The organism is Streptomyces sp. NPDC016851, from assembly GCF_055562795.1.
This window is the reverse complement of sequence record NZ_JBVHEP010000028.1, coordinates 1-18,998: the sequence shown is the minus strand read 5'-3', so window position 1 is coordinate 18,998 and position 18,998 is coordinate 1. Positions and strand designations below refer to the sequence as shown.

19 protein-coding genes and 1 riboswitch are annotated in these 18,998 nt (G+C 70.4%); of the genes, 5 read left to right on the top strand and 14 right to left on the bottom strand.

The annotated features are described in order from the left end of the window. Positions 1–113: 113 nt before the first annotated feature. Together ACZ3I3_RS34085 and ACZ3I3_RS34080 are read right to left on the bottom strand one after the other, a co-directional pair. Complete coding sequence (locus ACZ3I3_RS34085; protein WP_467371378.1) at positions 114–611, bottom strand: DUF2267 domain-containing protein; 498 nt, start codon at positions 609–611, stop codon at positions 114–116. Between the two features lie 165 nt (positions 612–776). Beyond that, the gene (locus ACZ3I3_RS34080; protein WP_467371376.1) at positions 777–1,199 is read right to left on the bottom strand and encodes an Hsp20/alpha crystallin family protein; all 423 of its coding nucleotides are present in this window, start codon (positions 1,197–1,199) and stop codon (positions 777–779) included. Positions 1,200–1,420: 221 nt separating this feature from the next. On the opposite strand from ACZ3I3_RS34080, the gene ACZ3I3_RS34075 reads away from it, so the two are divergent. Then, positions 1,421–1,723 (top strand): hypothetical protein, encoded by a 303-nt coding sequence (locus ACZ3I3_RS34075; RefSeq protein ID WP_020272524.1) that lies wholly within the window; start codon positions 1,421–1,423, stop codon positions 1,721–1,723. A 299-nt stretch (positions 1,724–2,022) separates the two neighbouring features. After that, a complete protein-coding gene (locus tag ACZ3I3_RS34070) occupies positions 2,023–3,483 on the top strand; it encodes an alginate lyase family protein (protein ID WP_467371542.1) in 1,461 nt (486 codons plus the stop codon). Between the two features lie 55 nt (positions 3,484–3,538). On the opposite strand, the gene ACZ3I3_RS34065 is transcribed toward ACZ3I3_RS34070, so the two are convergent. Next, positions 3,539–5,092, bottom strand: coding sequence for an MFS transporter (locus ACZ3I3_RS34065; RefSeq protein ID WP_467371374.1), 1,554 nt, complete (start codon positions 5,090–5,092; stop codon positions 3,539–3,541). A 132-nt stretch (positions 5,093–5,224) separates the two neighbouring features. Then, positions 5,225–6,595, bottom strand: a complete 1,371-nt coding sequence (locus ACZ3I3_RS34060; protein ID WP_467371372.1) for a DUF445 domain-containing protein — start codon at positions 6,593–6,595, stop codon at positions 5,225–5,227. Between the two features lie 165 nt (positions 6,596–6,760). Here ACZ3I3_RS34060 and ACZ3I3_RS34055 point away from each other — a divergent pair, with 165 nt between their 5' ends. Further along, positions 6,761–8,095 carry an SGNH/GDSL hydrolase family protein gene (locus ACZ3I3_RS34055; RefSeq protein WP_467371370.1) on the top strand — a complete coding sequence of 445 codons (1,335 nt, stop codon included), beginning with the start codon at positions 6,761–6,763 and terminating at the stop codon, positions 8,093–8,095. A gap of 144 nt (positions 8,096–8,239) precedes the next feature. On the opposite strand, the gene ACZ3I3_RS34050 is transcribed toward ACZ3I3_RS34055, so the two are convergent. From ACZ3I3_RS34050 to ACZ3I3_RS34035, 4 genes are read right to left on the bottom strand one after another with little or no spacing between them, the layout of a single operon-like run. After that, on the bottom strand, positions 8,240–8,911 hold the full coding sequence (locus ACZ3I3_RS34050) for a DUF1707 SHOCT-like domain-containing protein (RefSeq protein ID WP_467371368.1): 672 nt from the start codon (positions 8,909–8,911) through the stop codon (positions 8,240–8,242). Between the two features lie 33 nt (positions 8,912–8,944). Then, positions 8,945–9,931, bottom strand: coding sequence for an ABC transporter ATP-binding protein (locus tag ACZ3I3_RS34045; RefSeq protein WP_467371540.1), 987 nt, complete (start codon positions 9,929–9,931; stop codon positions 8,945–8,947). A 35-nt stretch (positions 9,932–9,966) separates the two neighbouring features. After that, positions 9,967–10,788 (bottom strand): ABC transporter permease, encoded by an 822-nt coding sequence (locus tag ACZ3I3_RS34040; RefSeq protein ID WP_467371366.1) that lies wholly within the window; start codon positions 10,786–10,788, stop codon positions 9,967–9,969. Beyond that, positions 10,781–11,581, bottom strand: coding sequence for an ABC transporter permease (locus ACZ3I3_RS34035; protein ID WP_467371364.1), 801 nt, complete (start codon positions 11,579–11,581; stop codon positions 10,781–10,783). Before ACZ3I3_RS34035 ends, ACZ3I3_RS34040 begins: the two co-directional genes overlap by 8 nt. Before the next feature lie 436 nt (positions 11,582–12,017). Between ACZ3I3_RS34035 and ACZ3I3_RS34030 the strand changes: the two genes are divergently transcribed. Continuing rightward, positions 12,018–14,426, top strand: coding sequence for a transglycosylase domain-containing protein (locus tag ACZ3I3_RS34030; RefSeq protein WP_467371362.1), 2,409 nt, complete (start codon positions 12,018–12,020; stop codon positions 14,424–14,426). Position 14,427: 1 nt separating this feature from the next. Here the strand turns inward: ACZ3I3_RS34030 and ACZ3I3_RS34025 are convergent, their stop codons facing one another. The 3 genes from ACZ3I3_RS34025 to ACZ3I3_RS34015 all read right to left on the bottom strand — a co-directional run bounded on the left by ACZ3I3_RS34025 (position 14,428) and on the right by ACZ3I3_RS34015 (position 15,647). Then, positions 14,428–14,748, bottom strand: a complete 321-nt coding sequence (locus tag ACZ3I3_RS34025) for a DMT family transporter (protein WP_031140108.1) — start codon at positions 14,746–14,748, stop codon at positions 14,428–14,430. 33 nt (positions 14,749–14,781) lie between these two features. Then, positions 14,782–14,849: riboswitch (guanidine-III (ykkC-III) riboswitch) on the bottom strand. A 67-nt stretch (positions 14,850–14,916) separates the two neighbouring features. Beyond that, complete coding sequence (locus ACZ3I3_RS34020) at positions 14,917–15,273, bottom strand: GroES family chaperonin (RefSeq protein WP_010040015.1); 357 nt, start codon at positions 15,271–15,273, stop codon at positions 14,917–14,919. A 44-nt stretch (positions 15,274–15,317) separates the two neighbouring features. Next, positions 15,318–15,647 (bottom strand): DUF3618 domain-containing protein, encoded by a 330-nt coding sequence (locus ACZ3I3_RS34015; protein ID WP_467371358.1) that lies wholly within the window; start codon positions 15,645–15,647, stop codon positions 15,318–15,320. A gap of 95 nt (positions 15,648–15,742) precedes the next feature. Here ACZ3I3_RS34015 and bcp point away from each other — a divergent pair, with 95 nt between their 5' ends. Next, positions 15,743–16,219, top strand: coding sequence for a thioredoxin-dependent thiol peroxidase (gene bcp, locus ACZ3I3_RS34010; RefSeq protein WP_467371356.1), 477 nt, complete (start codon positions 15,743–15,745; stop codon positions 16,217–16,219). Positions 16,220–16,238: 19 nt separating this feature from the next. On the opposite strand, the gene ACZ3I3_RS34005 is transcribed toward bcp, so the two are convergent. From ACZ3I3_RS34005 to ACZ3I3_RS33995, 3 genes are read right to left on the bottom strand one after another with little or no spacing between them, the layout of a single operon-like run. Continuing rightward, positions 16,239–16,970 carry an ATP-binding cassette domain-containing protein gene (locus ACZ3I3_RS34005; protein WP_279546528.1) on the bottom strand — a complete coding sequence of 244 codons (732 nt, stop codon included), beginning with the start codon at positions 16,968–16,970 and terminating at the stop codon, positions 16,239–16,241. Beyond that, positions 16,967–17,563: a hypothetical protein gene (locus tag ACZ3I3_RS34000; RefSeq protein WP_467371353.1), complete on the bottom strand. Its 597-nt coding sequence runs from the start codon at positions 17,561–17,563 to the stop codon at positions 16,967–16,969. Before ACZ3I3_RS34000 ends, ACZ3I3_RS34005 begins: the two co-directional genes overlap by 4 nt. Next, a complete protein-coding gene (locus tag ACZ3I3_RS33995; protein WP_467371351.1) occupies positions 17,563–18,846 on the bottom strand; it encodes a hypothetical protein in 1,284 nt (427 codons plus the stop codon). Before ACZ3I3_RS33995 ends, ACZ3I3_RS34000 begins: the two co-directional genes overlap by 1 nt. Positions 18,847–18,998: the final 152 nt, after the last annotated feature.

Genomic DNA, 18,998 nt, shown 5'->3' with positions numbered 1-18,998 from the left:
TCCTGTCGGTGGCTTGGCCGTCTGTCCGACGGCCACCTCCTGTCCGTCCGAGAGGTGGCCGTCGCGCGGTTCAGGAGCCTATGACGCCCGGTCCGGTCCTACGACGCCGAGCCCTACGACGCCGGGCTCAGGTCCGCTCGGCCGAACAAGAGGGCGTAGCCGGTGGGGAGCTGGGCCAGGATGCGGGTGATCAGGTCGTCGCCGACGAGGAGCGGCAGCACGCTCAGGACCGAGCTGACGTCCCATCGGGCCGTGGCGGGGGTCGCTCCCTCGATGCGGGCCGCGACGGAGTCGACGAACTCGGCGGCGGTCAGCCGGCGCGTGGCCGGGATCTGGGAGGCGACGACCCTGGCGGCCTCCTCGGGCAGGGCGCGGGCGAGGTCGACCCGTTCGTCGCCGATCACATGACCGCCGAGGGCGGACAGGACGATACGGGTGACCCGCTCCGCCTCCGACCTGGTGGGGTACTGGCCCGATTCCCGCACCGCTTCGATGAGCCGGGTCCAGGCGTTGTCGTCGCCTCGGGTGTCGTGGTTGCGCGGCGGGGCGGGGATCAGGGTCTTCGGGGTCGTGAGAGCAGTCGTCACACTGGGCACCGTCGTCACGCTCATGTGTGGGTCTTCCTCCGGATCCGGTCCTGCGTCGCGCCGCCGGGGTGGGACTCCGGCGGCGCGGGTTGGTGTGTGGGGGGGCGGGGGCTGTCCCGTGGGTGGGACGTCCTCGGGACAGCCCTCGTGGGTTCTGCGTGGGTGCGTGGGTACGTGAGTGCCGTGCCGTCAGCCGCTGAGCTGCTTGGGCCTGTCGCCGCCCGTGATCTGGATGCGGCGCGGCTTGGCCTGCTCGGCCACCGGGATGCGCAGGGTCAGGACGCCGGCCTCGTACGAGGCGTCGATGCGCTCCGTGTCCAGCGTCTCGCCGAGGAAGAGCTGGCGGGTGAACGTGCCCGTGGGCCGTTCGGCGACGAGCAGCTCCGCGTCCTCGGGGGCCGGGGACCTGCGTTCGGCTCGGACGTTCAGGACGTTGCGTTCGACGTCCAGCTCGATCGTCTCGGGGTCGATGCCGGGGAGGTCGAAGTGGACGAAGAACTCGTCCCCGGAGCGGTAGGCGTCCATCGCCATCGCCGAGGGGCGCGTGGCGGGGCCGAGGACCTGCTGGGTGAGCCGGTCGAGTTCACGGAAGGGGTCCGTGCGCATGAGCATCACTGGTCACTCCTCTCTTCAGGCGCTGCCGGTGCGATGCCCTACGTTCTTCGTCTTCTTATATAGCTCGGAGCCGGAAACTTGACAAGCCTCGACTCAGGTTCGCCTGCCGTCCGGTAAGGCGCCTTGGTACGGCCCGGCGCGTGCGCCCCCGACCTCGGGAGTTAGCCTCAGGATCGCGAGCGGGGCAGAAGCAGCAGGAGCAAGAGCAGGAGGCAGGCATGGCGAAGGTTCCGAGTGCGGTGATCGCCGCGAGCGGGCTCGTGGGCGGGTACGGCGTGGCCCGCTGGACCAGGCAGCGGCCGCTCGGCGGGGCCGTGCTGGCCGTCGCCGGGGCCGCGGCCGCGCGGCAGTGGCGGCAGCAGGCCGGTGGGGTGGCCGCGGGGGCGTTGTCTGCCGCGTATGTCGCCGCCTTCGCCGGGTCTCATCCGCTGGCCAAGAAGGTGGGTGCCTGGCCTGCCGTGTTCGGAGTGGCGGGGGCCGTGGCCGTGGCGTCCTGGGTGGTCGCCGACCGGCGCGGCTGAGCAGAGCGCACAGCACAAAGAACCCCGGCCCTGAAATTCAGGGCCGGGGTTCTCGTCTGGAGCGCCGGGCAGGCCTTGCACCTGCATCTCCCCACAGGAAGTGGGGCGTCTTTCCTTGGACCACCAACGCATCGTCCGTCTGACCGGAGCTTGGAGTTCCGGCGACTGGACGCAGATCAACTATAGCGCAGTTTTTGTTATCGCCTTCGCCGTCCGGCCGTCTCCTCACCGTCCCCCGCAGGAACGCGACTTACGACGTTGAGGTACGACACGTGACACGACAGATCAGCCGCCGGAGCATGCTGAAGGCCGCGGGCGCGGCAGCCGGAGCCGCCGGTGTCGGCGTCGGCGCCGGTGTCGGTACGACCGCTCTCGCGAGCCCGGCACTCGCCGCCGGCTCCGCCTTCGCCCACCCCGGGCTGCTGCACACCCGTACCGACCTGGACCGTATGGCGGCCAAGGTGAAGGCGGGCGCCAGACCCTATACGGCCGGGTTCGCCAAGCTCACCGCCAACCGGCACGCGCAGAGCGGCTGGCGGCCCAATCCGCAGGCGACGGTGTACCGGGGTGCGGGGTCGCCGCAGAACTACGCGGTCCTCTACAACGACATCCACGCCGCCTACCAGAACGCCCTGCGGTACCACGTCAGCGGCGACACCGCTCACGCCGACACCGCGGTGGCGATCCTCAACGCCTGGTCGGGGAAGCTGACATCCATCCAGGGCTCGGCCGACCGGTTCCTGGCCGCGGGGCTGTACGGCTACCAGTTCGCCAACGCCGCCGAACTCGTACGCGATCACGGTGACTTCGCGCTCGGGCGGGCGCAGGAGGTGATGCGGAACGTCTTTTATCCGCTCAGCGACAGCTTCCTGAGCGATCACAACGGTGCCGTCATCACCAACTACTGGCCCAACTGGGACCTGACGGCCATCGCCTGTGTGCTCGCCACCGGCATCTTCTGCGACGACCGTGCCGTGGTCGACCGGGCCGTCGAGTACTTCAAGCACGGGGACGGCACGGGGTCCGTCAAGCACGCGATTCCCGTCGTGCACGAGGACGGGCTCGCCGAGTGGCTCGAATCCGGGCGGGACCAGGGGCATTCCCTGCTTGGGGTCGGGCTGATGGGCACGGTCTGCGAGATGGCCTGGAACCAGGGCATCGATCTCTACGGCTATGACGACAGCCGCTTCCTCAAGGGGGCGCAGTACGTGGCGAAGTGGAGCCTGGGCGGGGATGTGCCGTACACGGCCAATACGCGGAAGAAGGGGGCGATCGGGGGGTGGTCGGGGAGTGAGACCGCGACGGAGGCGGCGGGTGTGGACCCGGCCATGACGCGTCCCGTCTGGGCGATGATCGCCAACCACTACACCAAGCGGCGGGGGATGTCGGCGTCGTATGTGACGCGTGCGGCGGCCAAGGCCGCGCCGGAGGGTGGGGGTGGGGATTACGGGCCGAACAGTGGAGGGTACGACCAGCTGGGCTTCGGAACGTTGGCCTTCACTCGGGACAAGGCAGCGGATCCCGCGGCGCCGGCGCCGGACCCTGCTTCGTCTGCTGCGGGGTCCGGCGCCCGGCCTCAGGGGGGTGCCGCTCCGTCGGTCGTTGCCTCGCCTGCCTCGCCTGCCTCGGGGAGGGACCTGGCCGCCACCGGTTCCGAGGAGGTCGTGGGGTGGGCCGCCGCCGCGGGGGTCACCGCCGTCGCGGGTGGGTTGCTTCTGCTGCGACGGCGGGATCGTGTGCGGCGGGGTGGGGTCGAGTAGCGTCCGGCACGTTGCAAGGGTGCTGGGCGTGCGGCCCGGGCACGGGTCGGGCCGCTCACCCGCGCTTGCGGGGTGCCGCTGCGCCCACCCGTGCCGCCCCAGCGGCACGACTGCCCGCAGCTGGGTGCGGGCCTACGCCGTCGCTGTCCGCCTTGCCCTCCGCCGCCGTCAGCGGTGTGGCGATGTCCTCCAGGGAGCGGCGTTCCGCCCGCACCGCGAGGATCGCCGCTGTCAGGCCGGCCAGGCACATCAGGGTCGCGCCGATCTGGAAGGCGAGGACCGTGTCGCCGACCTTGCCCGTGCCGGTGAGGTCGGCGAAGAGGAGCGGGCCGCTGATGCCGCCGGCCGCCGTGCCGATGGCGTAGAAGAAGGCGATGGACATGGCGCGGGTCTCCATCGGGAAGACCTCGGAGACCGTCAGGTAGGCGCTGGAGGCGCCCGCCGAGGCGAAGAACAGCACCGCGCACCAGCATGCGGTCAGCGTGGTCGCGCTGAGCGCGCCCTGGTCGAAGAGCCAGGCCGTGCCGAAGAGGAGCAGGCCGGACAGCAGGTACGTGCCGGAGATCATCACGCGGCGGCCGACCGTGTCGAAGAGCTTGCCCAGCAGCAGCGGGCCGCAGAAGTTGCCGAGTGCGATGACCGCGAAGTAGTAGCCGGTGCTGCCGCTCGGGACGTCGAAGAACGTCGTGAGGATCGCGCCGAAGCCGAAGGTGATGGCGTTGTAGAGGAAGGCCTGGCCGATGAAGAGGGAGAAGCCGAGGATCGCGCGGCGGCGGTAGTCGGAGAAGACCGTGCGGCCGATCTCCAGGAAGGTGACGCTGCGGCGCTGGTGGATGGTGATCTCGCCGTCCGCGCGCGGCAGCGGTTCGCCGTTCTCCTCCTCGACCTTGCGCTCGATCGAGGAGACGATGCGTTCCGCTTCGTCGTCGCGGCCGTGGATCAGCAGCCAGCGAGGGCTCTCCGGGACGTGCCGGCGGACCAGGAGGATCACCAGGGCCAGGACCGCGCCGAGCGCGAACGTGAGGCGCCAGCCGACGTTCGCCGCGAAGATGTCCGTGTCCAGCGCGACGATCGAGAGGAGGGAGCCGAAGACCGCGCCCAGCCAGAAGCTGCCGTTGATCATCAGGTCGACGCGTCCGCGGTACTCCTTGGGGATCAGTTCGTCGATCGCGGAGTTGATGGCCGCGTACTCGCCGCCGATGCCGAAGCCGGTGAGGAAGCGGAAGAGGAAGAACCACCAGGTGTCGAAGGCGATCGCGGTCAGGGCGGTGGCCCCGAGGTAGACCGCCAGCGTGATCATGAAGAGTTTTTTACGGCCCCACTTGTCGGTCAGCCGGCCCCAGAACAGCGCGCCGGAGCAGGCTCCCGCCACGTAGAGGGCGGCCGCGAGGCCGGTGACCTCGCCGGAGGTGATGGGCAGGCCGCTGCCGGGTTCCGACAGGCGGCTTGCGATGTTACCCACGACGGTGACTTCGAGACCGTCGAGGATCCACACGGTGCCGAGTCCGATGACGATCGTCCAGTGCCAGCGTGACCACGGGAGGCGGTCGAGGCGGGCGGGGATGTCGGTGGTCACGGTGCGGCCGGTCCCGGCCTGTGCGGTGGTCATGGGCTCCCTCCTCATCGAGAAGAACCCGGGTCGAGTGCCCTGAGCGGAATCGCTTACGCCCTGACAACTGACGCCACCGGTGCGTCACGTCCCCGGCCGCTCACGCACCCGACCGCTCAGGCACCCGACCGCTCACGCACCCAGCGCGTGCGACACCGTGTAGATCAGCAGGCCGGCGAGCGAGCCGACCACCGTGCCGTTGATCCGGATGAACTGCAGGTCGCGGCCGATGTTCGCCTCGATCTTCTTCGTGGTGTGCTCGGCGTCCCAGCTCGCCACCGTGTCCGTGATCAGGGAGGTGATCTCCTTGCGGTAGGTGGTGACGACGTAGACGGCCGCGTCCTCCACCCACTTGTCGACCTTGTCCTGCACCTTGCGCTCGCGCGCCATCCGGGAACCGAGCGACAGCAGGGAGGCCCGTACGCGCAGCCGCAGTTCGCTGCGCTCGTCCTCCGCCGCCGCGACGATCATGGATCGTACGGCCGTCCAGGCGCTGGCGATGAGGTCCTGGACCTCGCCGCGGCCCAGTACCTCGCCCTTGAGGCGCTCGATGCGGGCGCGGGTGTCGGTGTCGGACTGGAGGTCGGAGGCGAAGTCGGTGAGGAAGCGGTCGAGGGCGCCGCGCGCGGGGTGGGCGGGCATGTCGCGCATCTCCGTGGCGAAGCGCAGGAGTTCCTTGTAGACGCGCTCGCCGACCTTGCGGTCGACGAAGCGCGGCGTCCAGCCGGGGGCGCCGCCCTCCACGGCGTCCATCACCTCGTCGCGGTGCAGCACCAGCCAGTCGTGCGCGCGGGTGACGACGAGGTCGACGACCCGCTTGTGGCCGCCGTCGGCGACGACCTTCTCCAGCATCTTGCCGATGCCGGGTCCGATCTCCTGGGCGTTGGCCCGGCGCGTGATCGCCTCACCGACGACGGCCTGGACGTCGGAGTCACGCAGGACCGTCAGGGCGCCGCGCAGGGCGGTGGACAGCTCCGCGGTGACCCGGTCGGCGTGTTCGGGGACGGCGAGCCAGGCGCCGAGGCGGCTGCCGATGCCGACGGCGCGCAGCCGCTGCCGTACGACGTCCTGGGAGAGGAAGTTCTCCCCGACGAACTCGCCGAGAGTGACGCCGAGCTGGTCCTTCTTGGTGGGGATGATCGCGGTGTGCGGGATGGGGATGCCGAGGGGGTGGCGGAAGAGGGCGGTGACGGCGAACCAGTCGGCGAGCGCGCCGACCATGCCCGCCTCGGCGGCCGCCGCGACGTAGGCCGCCCAGGGGCCGGCGCCGGAGTTCTGGGCCCACTTGGCGAGGATGTAGACCACGGCCACGAACAGCAGGAGCCCGGTGGCGGTGAGTTTCATGCGGCGTACGCCGCGCTGCTTCTCCTCGTCCGCGGGGCTGAAGGTGCCCATCGCACGGTTCGTGGTGACGACGGGGCGGGCATGCTGCCCTCCGACGTCGCCCTTTTCTTCTGCTTTCGTCCGTTCCATCCGCTCCACCCGCTCGGTGATCCCGCACACATTGTCCCTTCCTGACCGACTCCTGGAACGGATCAGGAGTTCCCGGCGTCTGTCGGGAGGGGGTAATGCCACGGGGTCCGTGTGAGCTTCCCCTGGCCCATGACGCATCATGGGCATATCAGATCGGAGCCTTGGGCTCCCATCGCCCGAGGAGAACTACACAGCATGACCCGGGGTCGTGGTTACGCCCTATTGGCCGTCGTTGTCGCAGCGATCGTGGCCCTTTCCACCGCCATATACGTCGGCGTGGCGTCCGACAGAGGTACGTCGGCGCGCAACGCTCTCGCCGACGACCGCCTCCCGAACAACTCCGCCGCCCCCGCCTCCACCGGCACCTGGGTCGGCACCTGGTCCACCTCCCCGGCCGCGGCCGAGCCGGGCACGGAGACGACCGGCATGGCGGACCGTTCGGTGCGCAACGTCGTCCACACCAGCGTCGGCGGTACGAGTGCCCGCGTGACGCTGTCCAATCTCTACGGTCAGGCGCCGCTGAGCATCACGCGCGCCTCGATCGCCGTCGGCGCCGGGAGCGGCACGGCCGCCGCGCTCCCGGACACCCTGCGGCAGCTGACCTTCAACGGCGGGCCGACGGTCGTGATCCCGCCCGGCCGGCAGGTGATGAGCGATGCCGTGCGCATCGTCATCCCGCACGACGCGGACGTCCTGATCACCACGTACACGCCGACCAGCTCCGGCTCGGTGACGTACCACCCGCACGCCCGGCAGATCTCCTACGTCGCCCAGGGCGATCACACGGCCGACGCGACGGGCTCGCCCTACACCGAGCAGAGCATGTACTGGCGGTACGTGACCGCGCTGGACGTGCTGAGCAACGAGTCCGACGGCACGGTCGTCGTCCTCGGCGACTCGCTCACCGACGGGATCACCTCCACCGCCGGTGCCAACAACAGGTGGACCGATGTCCTGTACGACAGGCTACGCGCGGAGATTTCCGCCGGGCGGGACCTGCCGCGCTACAGCGTCGTCAACCAGGGCATCAGCGGGAACCGCGTCCTGACGGACGGGCTGGGCCGGCCGGCGGACAACCCCAGCGGGCTGAACCGCTTCGGGCGGGACGTGCTGGAGCGGACGAACGTCAAGGTCGTCGTCATCGACCTCGGGGTCAACGACATCCTGCGCAATCCGCGGCTCGCGGATCCGAAGGCGATCGTCGGCGGGCTGCGCACGATGGTCGAGCAGGCGCATGCGCGGGGGCTGAAGGTCGTGGGGGCGACGCTGATGCCGTTCGGTGGGCACCGGGGGTACTCGGAGGCGCGGGAAGCCGTGCGGCAGCAGATCAATGCGGAGATTCGTGCGGGGCGGGTGTTCGACGCGGTGGTCGACTTCGACGAGGCACTGCGTGATCCTTACGATCCGCGGCGGCTGCGGGCCGACTACGACTCTGGGGATCATCTGCATCCCAGTGACAAGGGGTATGCGCGGATGGCTGAGGCGTTCGACCTGGAGAGCCTTAAGGGGTCGGTGCCGGCGGAGCTGTAGGACTGCCTGTTGTTCGGCACGGGGTATGGGTGCCAAGGCGGGGGTGGGTCCGCAGCCCGGCGGTGGCGGGGTGCCGCTGCGCCCACCCGTGCCGCCCCAGCGGCACGACTGCCCGCAGCTAAGGCGGCCATGACGGTGGGCGGCTCAGTCCAGCTGGCGGCGGCGTTCCTCGCGGAGGCGTTGTTTTTCTGCCCGGGTCAGTTTTCGCTGGATTCCGACGCCGCCCCAGAAGGCGAAGCCCGTGATGACGACGCGGGGTGCGCCGGGGGCGCGGGGGACGCCCTCCTCGCGGTGGTCGAAGCCGCCCATGATGCCGATGCCGCGGACGACGACCTCGACGCCGGGCGGGACGATGACATCCACCCCGCCCATGATCGCGATGGCGTTGATCTCGACCTCGCGGTCCGCGAAGTTCGCCTCGCGCAGGTCGATCTCCCCGCCTCCGCAGAGGGCGAGGCAGGTGAACCGCCGGGGCATCGTCCAGTGTCCCTTGCGCTGGAAGCCGGACATCACGGCCACGGCCCACGACGAGGAACCCTCCCCGCCGACGATCCGCCCGGACCAGCGCGAGCCGTCCGGGCCGGCGGCGGGCTCCTTGGCCAGGGACACGGAGGGCGCCGTGACGCCCGCGGCCGGCAGGTCCCGGGTGATCGGCGCCAGTTCGCCGTACGTCCGCGCCTGATACGTCGCGTCCAGCCGCTCCTCGAACTCCGCCATGTCGAGACGGCCCTCCGCCAGGGCGTCCCGCAGGATCTCGGCGACCCGTTCACGGTCGGCGTCGGAGGCGCGGAGGTCCGGGACTGAGTCGTCGGTCATACACAGCAGATTACGAGTTCGCCCCGCCGGGGGCTACGAGATCGCCCGCTCGGCCTGTTCGGCGTACATCTTCGCGATCACCGCCTCGATGTCCGGCTCCCGTACCGACAGGTCCACCAGCGGGTACTGCGCCGCGATCCGCGCGACGAGCGGCGCCGCCGACTCCGACGCCGGGAACGCCAGCCACTGCCGCGGGCCGTCCACCCGGACGACCCGGGCGGGTGCCGGGGCGTCGATCGGCGGCAGCTCCCGCTCCAGGTCCACCACCAGGGTCCGCTCGCTCTCCCCCGCCTCGTGGAGCCCGGCGAGCGGGCCGTCGTACATCAGGCGCCCGTGGTCGATGACCATCACCCGCTTGCACAACTGCTCGATGTCCTGCAGGTCGTGCGTGGTCAGCAGCACCGTCGTGCCGCGCTCGGCGTTCAACTCCCGCAGGAACTCCCGCACCTTGGACTTGGACACGACGTCGAGGCCGATGGTCGGCTCGTCGAGGTAGAGCACCTCCGGGTCGTGCAGCAGGGCCGCCGCGATGTCGCCGCGCATCCGCTGCCCGAGCGAGAGTTGCCGTACCGGCACGTCCAGCAGGTCGCCCAGGTCGAGGAGTTCGACCAGACGGCCGAGGTTCTCGCGGTAACGGGCGTCCGGGATCCGGTACATGCGGTGCATCAGCCGGTAGGAGTCGACCAGCGGCAGGTCCCACCACAAGGTCGTACGCTGCCCGAACACCACGCCGATGCGGTGTGCGAGCCGGGTGCGTTCGCGGGAGGGGTCGATGCCGGCGACCCGGAGCCGGCCGGCGCTCGGGGTGAGGATGCCGGTCAGCATCTTGATCGTGGTCGACTTGCCGGCGCCGTTCGGGCCGATGTAGCCGACCATCTCGCCGCGTCCCACGCGGAAGGAGATCGAGTCGACGGCCCGGACCTGCCGCCGTTCCCGTTTCATGAAGCCGGTCTTCTTGCGCACGTCGAAGACCTTCTCGACGCCGTCGAGTTCGATGAACCCGCCGTCCGCACCGTCCATGCCGCCGTCCAGACCGTCCATGCCGTCCAACACCGTCAGCTCCCTGTACTCCGGTAGGAACGAAGCCCCACCCGCCACACCAGCCCCGCCAGCGCACAGCACGCCACCGCCACCAGCGGCGATGCGAAGGCCGTCCACTGCGGCAGCGTGATCGGGTAGGGCCGGCCCAGCACATAGGCGGCGGGGACCCAGTTGACGAAGGCGAGCGGCAGCATGAAGGTCACGCCGCGCACCAGGTCCTTCCCGAACACGGTCGGCGGATACTGCAGCAGCGTGGTCCCGCCGTACGTGAACGCGTTCTGCACCTCGGCGGCGTCCTGGGCGACGATCTGGAAGGCCGCGCCCGCCACGAACACCGCCGAGAAGATCGCCGCGCCGCTGACGACCATCACCGGCACCAGCAGCACCTTCGGCGCGCTCCAGTCGACGTCGACCGAGACCAGCGCCCAGCCCAGGACCACCGCGCCCTGAGTGATCCGCCCCAGGCGGCGCAGCGCGAAAAGGTCGGCGCCGACCTGGGCGAGCACCGGCGCGGGACGCACCAGCAGGATGTCGAACGAGCCGTCTCGGATCCGGGAGCCCAGGACGTCCATCGAGCCGAGCACCAGGTCGGCGATCCCGAACGCCGTCACCGACAGCCCGTACAGGAAGGCGATCTCGGGCAGTGACCAGCCGCCCAGCGAGTCGACCTGCGAGAACATCAGCAGGATCCCCACGAAGTCCAGGCCGGTCACCAGCAGGTTGCCGAACACCGTGACGACGAAGGAGGTGCGGTAGGTCATGCTGGAGCGCACCCACATCCCGGCGATCAGCCGGTAGGCCCGCAGTCCCTCCAGCAGGGCGCTCCGCTCACCCACCCTGCACCACCACCCGGCGCGTCGCGGCCGACTGCAGCAGCCGCCCCGCCGCGAGCAGTGCCACGGCCCACGCCGCCTGGAAGGCGAACGCCCCGAGCGGGTCGGTCTCCCCCATCAGCACATCCGCCGGCATCTGGATCTGCGCCGCCCACGGCAGCACCCGCACGATGTCGCCGAACACGCCCGGGAAGGCGTTCAGCGGCAGCACCATGCCGGAGAAGAAGATGCCCGTGATCATCAGCACCTGGTTGACGCCCATGCCGTCCATCAGCCAGAACGCGCTCAGGGCCATCAGGAAGCGCAGCGCGAAGCTGACGACCGCCGCCAGCAGCAGCGTGACCACGAAGGCCGCCCAGGGGGTGACCGACGTCGGCAGCGCCATGGGGAAGAACGCCGCGCCGAACAAGAAGGGGACGACGCCCCGTCCCAGCATCTGGAACAGCGCCCGTCCCACGTCGCCCGCCAGCCACCACAGCTGGAGATCGGCCGGCCGGTACAGGTCGACGGCGATCTCACCGGTGCGGATGCGCGCCATCAGGTCCTTCTCGGCGCCGCCGCCCTGGATGGCGAGGGTCGCGTACAGGCACTGTCCCAGCCACACATACGTCACGGCCTGCGCCTGGTCGTACCCTCCCAGATGCGGCTTCTCGTCCCACAGCGCCAGGTACGTGTAGACGAGGACGACGCCGAAGACCGTGTTGGTGAACACCCCGGCCACCGTGGCCGCCCGGTACGTCGCGTACCGTCTGAAGCCCCCCGCCGCGACGGCCAGGTACAACCGTCCCGAGCCCACATCCACAGCCCTCCTCGCCGCCGGGCACCGAAGCGCAGGAGCCTAGTGGAGCGGCGATCACGCGTGCCACGCAATTTCGAGGGGCGGCTCAGGCGCCGCGGGGCGAGTGCGCACCGGCCCAGACGGTACGATCCGTTGCGTCCGCGTGGGCCGGGGCGCCCGTGGCCAGGGCGAGCAGTCGCATCGTCGTGTCCCCCTTCAGGCGAATCTCGCGCACGCAGGATCGCGATACGAACAGGCGCGCAGGATGGCCCGCTTCATCCCGCGTCCGGCTGGGCGCTCGCCCGCACACAGCCCGTCCCGCAGCCCGCCCCACGACACGGCCCTCGGTCAGGGAACTGATCGCCGGATGGGACAGTCTTCATCACAGGGGCGCAAGAGCGAGCAGAGACGTACGGGAACGACGTACGACGCGAAACAGGAGTCCGTGCACGACATGAGTGACGAGCCGCAGCCGCAGCAGCCGACACCGGGCTGGGCACCGAGAGAGCCGCAGGCGGACGGCGACCCGGCCACGCCGCAGGCCCAACCGGCCGGGAAACCGAAGCGCACCGGCTGGCGCCGGATCATCCCGACGTGGCGCATGACGCTCGGCGCCTTCCTCGTCGTCGCCCTGCTGCTGGTCGGCGGCTTCTTCCTCGGCTACTCGCTGGTGAAGATCCCGCCGGCCAACGCGCTCGCCACCAAGCAGGCCAACGTCTACCTGTACGCGGACGGCTCGGTGATCGCCCGCGACGGCGAGATCAACCGGGAGAACGTCACACTCCCGCGGATCTCCAAGGACGCCCAGCACGCGATCCTGGCCGCCGAGGACCGCGACTTCTACACCGAGTCCGCCGTCGACCCCAAGGCCATGCTCCGCGCGGCCTGGAACACGGCCCTCGGCAAGGGCAAGCAGTCCGGCTCCACGATCACGCAGCAGTACGTGAAGAACTACTACCTGCGCCAGGACCAGACCCTCACGCGCAAGGCCAAGGAATTCTTCATCGCGATCAAGCTGGACCGCGAGGTCAGCAAGGACCACATCCTCGAGGGCTACCTCAACACCAGCTACTTCGGCCGCAACGCCTACGGCATCCAGGCCGCCGCCCAGGCCTACTACGGCATGGACGCCACCGACCTCGACCCGGCCCGCGCCGCCTACCTCGCCGCGCTCGTCAACGCGCCCAGCCAGTACGACGTCGTCGCCCACCCCGAGAACCGCAGGGCCGCCGAGTCCCGCTGGAACTACGTCCTGGACGGCATGGTCAAGAAGGGCTGGCTCAGCGAGTCCAAGCGGGCCGGCATGAAGTTCCCGGTGCCGAAGGAGTCCACCCTGTCCACCGGCATGTCCGGGCAGCGCGGCTACATCGTGCGGACCGTCAAGGACTACCTCACCCAGAACAAGATCATCGACGAGAACCAGCTCGACGCCGGCGGCTACCGCATCACCACGACGCTCCAGAAGCCCCGGCAGGACGCCTTCGTGAAGGCCGTCAACGACAAGCTGATGGACAAGCTCGACAAGAAGAACAACAAGGTCGACACCTACGTCCGCGCGGGCGGCGCCGCCGTCGACCCGAAGAACGGCGAAGTCGTGGCGATGTACAACGGCATCGACTACGTCAAGCAGTACACCCCCAACGCCACCCGCAGGGACTTCCAGGTCGGCTCCACCTTCAAGCCGTTCGTGTTCACCTCGGCCGTCGAGAACCACTCGGAGACCCAGGACGGCCGCGTGATCACCCCGAACACGATCTACGACGGCACCAACAAGCGCCCCGTCCAGGGCTGGACCGGCGACCCGTACGCCCCGGAGAACGAGGACCAGGTCTCCTACGGCGACGTCACCGTCACCGAGGCCACCGACAAGTCCGTGAACTCGGTGTACGCGCAGATGGCGGCCGACGTCGGCCCCCAGAAGGTCAAGCAGACCGCGATCGACCTCGGCGTTCCCGAGAACACCCCCGACCTCGCCGACGGCCCCGCCGTCGCGCTCGGCACGGCCACCGCCAGCGTCCTCGACATGGCGGAGGCGTACGCCACGCTCGCCAACCACGGCCGGCACGGCACGTACACGATGGTCAAGAAGGTCACCAAGGAGGGCTCGCCGATCGACCTGCCCGAGCGGCGCACCCGGCAGGCCGTGAGCCGCGAGGCCGCCGACACCACCACCTCGGTCCTGCGCAGCGTCGTCCAGAACGGCACGGCATCCGCCGCGCAGGCCGCCGGCCGCCCCGCCGCCGGCAAGACCGGCACCGCCGAGGAGGACACCGCGGCCTGGTTCGCGGGCTACACCCCCGACCTCGCCACGGTCGTCTCCGTCATGGGCCAGGACCCGGTCACCGCCGCCCACAAGTCGCTGTACGGCGCGATGGGCCTGGACCGCGTCAACGGCGGCGGGCCGCCGGCCGAGATCTGGGCCCAGTTCACCCGGGACGCCCTGAAGAACAAGCCGGTCACCGACTTCGACCTCCGGCTCCAGCCCGGCGCCGACGTCTCGCAGGCCCCCGGCACCGAGACCCCGGCCGACCCGACCACGGGCGGCACCACCGACGGCGGCAGCACGTCCAGCGGCGGCCAGGAGACCGGCACCGAGACGCCCGGCCAGTCCCCCAGCGCGCCCGAGGGGCAGACTGAGGGCCAGAGTGACGGCGGCACCACCGACGGCGGCACGGGCGGCGAGTCCCCGACCGGCGGCGGCACCGCGGACGGCGGGACCGGCGACGGCGGCACCGCCACCGACGGCGGCTCGACCGACGGCGGCACGACGGAGGGCGGCGGCGACGCGACCGACGGCGGGGAGACGGGCGGCCCGACCGGCCCCGGCTGGGGCGTGGTCCCGCAGGGCGCCCGCCGCGAATAGCTCAGTGACCGCTGGTCGCCTTCAGCCCCACCACGGCGACCAGCAGCAGGCACACGAAGAAGATCCGGGCGGCGGTCGCCGGCTCCCCCAGCACGGCCATGCCGAACACCGCCGCCCCGGCCGCCCCGATACCCACCCACACGCCGTAGGCGGTACCGATGGGCAGCGTCTTGGCCGCCTGGGACAGCAGCAGCATGCTGGCGACGATGCCGGCGCCGGTGAGAACGCTGGGGAGCGGGCGCGTGAAGCCGTCGGTGTACTTCATACCGACGGACCACCCGACTTCGAGCAGACCGGCGACGACGAGCAGAACCCAGGCCATGACGGGCACCTCCGGGAAACGGGCTGACGGTGGGGTGCGTCGTCTTTGCCTTCGTCCCGGTACGGCGCGTCTCGTCGGGGGTCCCTCCAACGTAGCAAAGCGACGGCGAAGGGGCCGGTGACTCCCGTCACCGGCCCCTTCGCCGTCGCTGTCCGGACTGCGGCCGGACTACAGATAGAGGCCCGTCGAGTCCTCCGAGCCCTCGAACCGGTCCGCGGCCACGGCGTGCAGATCACGCTCGCGCATGAGCACGTACGCGATACCGCGCACCTCGACCTCGGCGCGGTCCTCCGGGTCGAACAGAACCCGGTCGCCCGGCTCCACGGTCCGTACGTTCTGCCCCACCGCGACGACCTCGGCCCAGGCCAGCCGCCGGCCGACCGCCGCCGTGGCGGGGATCAGGATGCCGCCGCCGGAACGCCGCTCGCCCTCGCTGGTGTCCTGCCGCACGAGTACGCGGTCGTGCAGCATCCGGATCGGCAGCTTGTCAGGATGGGTGCTGTGCTCGTTTCTCTTGGCGCTCACGCCTTGAAACCTACCTGTCTTCCCCGGGGACGTACGCGGTCGGGTCAGCCTTTGCGACGCCGCGTGCTGACGGCGAGCAGCCCGACCACGCCGACGACGACGAGCGCGACGGGCACGACCCGCTCCAGCCGCGGCGCCCCGTCCTCGTCCACGAACCGGCCGCGCACGTCCGTGACGGCCCGGTTGACCTCCACGTACGCCCGCCCGAGGGTGTGATCGATGTTGGACGCGACCTTGGCCTTGGCGTCCCCGACGATGGTCTTCGGGTGCACCCGCACCCCGATCTCGTCGAGGGTCTCGGCCAGCGTCGCGCGGCGGCGCCTGATGTCCGCCTCGATCTGCGCCGGGGTCCTGGTGTCCGCCGTGTCCGCCACCGTGTCGCCTCCGAAGTCGGTGTGAAGCCTGTGCCGACCAGTCTGTCAGCTCCACGGCTCATCGCACTGCCCCGACCCCCGGTTACGCTGGTCCGATGAGCGAGCGACTCCAGCCGGGGGACGTGGCCCCCGCCTTCACCCTGCCCGACGCCGACGGCACCGAGGTGTCCCTGTCGGACCACAAGGGCCGCAAGGTCATCGTGTACTTCTACCCGGCCGCCCTCACCCCCGGCTGCACGAAGCAGGCCTGCGACTTCACGGACAACCTGGAGCTGCTGGCCGGCGCGGGCTACGAGGTGATCGGCATCTCCCCCGACAAGCCCGAGAAGCTGGCCAAGTTCCGCGACAAGGAGTCCCTGAAGGTCACGCTGCTGGCCGACCCGGACAAGCAGGTCCTGGACGCCTACGGCGCCTTCGGCGAGAAGAAGAACTACGGCAAGACCTACATGGGCGTCATCCGCTCCACGATCGTCGTGGACGAGGAGGGCAAGGTCGAGCGCGCGCTGTACAACGTCCGGGCGACGGGTCACGTGGCGAAGATCCTCAAGGATCTGGGGATCCAGGACACGTGACCCGGCTCGCCTGAGCGGGTCAGGCCGACTCGAGCAGGGTCGTATAAGCCCCTTCGGCGGCCCGGCCCTGCGCCGTACCGGGCGGAGTGTGGGCGAGGAACTCGCCGGTCGAGCCGTTCTGCACGAGACGTCCGCCCACCAGTACGGACACGTGATCGGCCTCTTCGGCGAGGTCGGTCACGTCATGCGTGGACAGCAGGATGCGGACCTCGTCCTTGACCGAGCCCAGGAGATCACGGAAAACCCGTCGCTGACGTGGGTCCATACCGGCCGTGGGTTCGTCCAGGAGGAGCACCCGTGCCTCGTGGACCAGGGCACAGGCCACCCCCACCCGCCTCAGCTGGCCGCCCGAGAGCCGGCTGGTGCGGGTGTCGGCGCGCTCCGACATCTCGACGCGGGACAGCGCCCGAGGAGCGTTGGCCCAGGCATCGCCCCTGCTCATTCCCTTCAGCCAGCCCACATAGGCGACGTACTCTCGTGCCGTGAGCGAGGGCAGGGGGGTGATGTTCTGCGGCATCCAGGCCACCGTCCGCCGGTAGTCCTTGCTCTTCGCGTCGAGTCCGTCCCACGTCACGGTTCCCCGCTGCGGCGCGGTGACGGCAGCGGCCAGCTGCAACATGGTGGACTTTCCGGCCCCGTTCGGTCCGAGAAGGATGGTCAGTCCGTCCGGAAGGCGGTAGCTGAAGTCCTTCAGCACGGCAGCCCGCCGTCGACCGTAGGCGAAAGTGCAGGAATCGAGAACAAGCGTCATGCGGCTCTCCGTGCGAAGCGGTTCGGTGAAAGGAGGTGGGCACCCACGCCGACGGTGAGCATCAAGACGGCTCCCGTCGTGGCGTACCAGGTGCCGGGCGGTTCGAGGAGGACGGTCCACGGATAGGCGTCACCGGGCGCTCTCATGCCGAACAGCACGCCGAGCAGCGGCCACAGCGCGGGAACGAGGACCGCGGACCTCCCGAAGAGAGCCCCGCACAACAGGGTGAGGCCGGCGAGGAAGGCCGTGTTGCGGCCCAGTGTCTCGGCCGACGCTGCCCCGGTGACCATGGCGATCACCTCACCCACAGCGCATGCGAGGGCCACCACGCCGAGCGAGAGCAGGACGTCGAAGGACCTGACGGGTCGGATTCCGGTGTTCTCGGCGGCGTCCAGCCGGGTGTGCAGACAGTCGAAGAGGACCGAGGTCAGCACGAGCGGGACCAGTGTGGCGGCCTGCACGATCTCGGAGCCGCCGGACCAGATGGACGGCAGGAAGAGGGGGGTGTCCTGAACGATCGCCGCCAGCAGCGCGAACATCAGGAAGCCCAGGGGCAGCCGAGTGTGGGCGCGGCGAGCACGCAGCCACCACATCACGTTGTCTTCCCGTCTTCCTCGCAGGCCTCCGCCACGGTCTTCTCGTACCAGTCCAGTTGCCGATCCTTGCTCAACCGCAGGACCTTCCCCACTCCGTCCTGGATCCGGCTGCGTTCCTGAGGGGTGAAATCGGGCTCGGAGCTGAGCCGTCTCAAGTAGGTGTCCGCCTGCCCGACCTTGGAGGACACCCAGAAGTAGACCTGGCGGGCGGGACTGGTGGCGGGAGGGGCGCATTCGAAACGCACCACTTCGCGGGCGATCTGGTAGCGGACGGTGCCGGTCGCCTCGCCCACCCCGAGCGGGACGGTCCAGTCGTCCTCGGTGGACGGTTCGGGATACCGGAGGCTGAGGGAAGTGTCCGCGATGGAAGCCGGCTCGGCGGGCAGGCCGGCTCGTCTCAGGGTTTCCAGCGTGGCCTCCGCTTCCTCGGTGAGAAAGGAGATGTGCTGGGCGCGCGCCTCGGGCAGACAGATGCGGGGGGACTGCCCGGCGCAGGCGACCGTGCCGTGACCGGTGCTCCGCGGGCCTATGTAGCTCCAGTTGCCGACCAAGGAGAACGAGCCGAACGCGCAGACGAAGACGAGTGCTGCCGCGACGGCTCCTCGGAGCCAGCGGGAAACGGGCGCCCACAGCAGGGCCATGGCGCAGGCGGAACCGACGGCGAGCAGGAGGGGAGCCGCGAGGGCGGCGGGGGTGGGCAGTTCACCGAACATCATCTTTCCGGCGAAGAGCCCGGTGAGGTGCCGGGGCCACGGTGTCTCCAGTCCCGTGGACCAGCCGACGGCCAGGAAGTCGGTGACCGCGATGATGGGCACCACGGCGATGTGCCGGACGGTGGCTCCGACGGCGAATCCGACGATGCCGTGGGCGACGCAGAGCACCAGCGCGAACGCCAGCAGCGTGAGGCCGGGCAGGTCGGGTGCGACCTGCTCCTGAGCAAGGGCGCACAGCGTGGGGAGGACGAGGAGCAGCCAGGCCAGTACGACGACGGGAGCCAGGTGCTGTGCGGCGACGGTGTAGCGGGATCGCACCGCCCCCAGCCCCCAGATTCCGGAGGCTCCCAGCTTGCGCGCCTCCCAGGCGGCGAGACCCGAGGCGACCGCGAAGGCCACGGGCAGCAGGTTGCGCAGCACCGCGTCGACGACGGTGGCGGAGTAGCCCAGCGGATCGATACGGAGGTCGTCACCGAGATCGGTGGCGTAGTAGGCGAACACGAGAAGCAGGGCGACAGGCGCGACCCGCAGCGCGCTGCTGGACCTGATGAGTGTGAGGGGTTTCACTTCTTGGCTTCCTGGAGCGGTCCGAAAAGGGGGCGTGGGGGGGGGGGGGGGGGGGGGGGGCCCCCCCCCCCCCCCCCCGCCCGGGGGGGGGGGGGGGGGTGGTGGTGGGGGGGGGGGGGGGGGGGCCCCCCCCCCCCCCCGCGGCGGGGGGC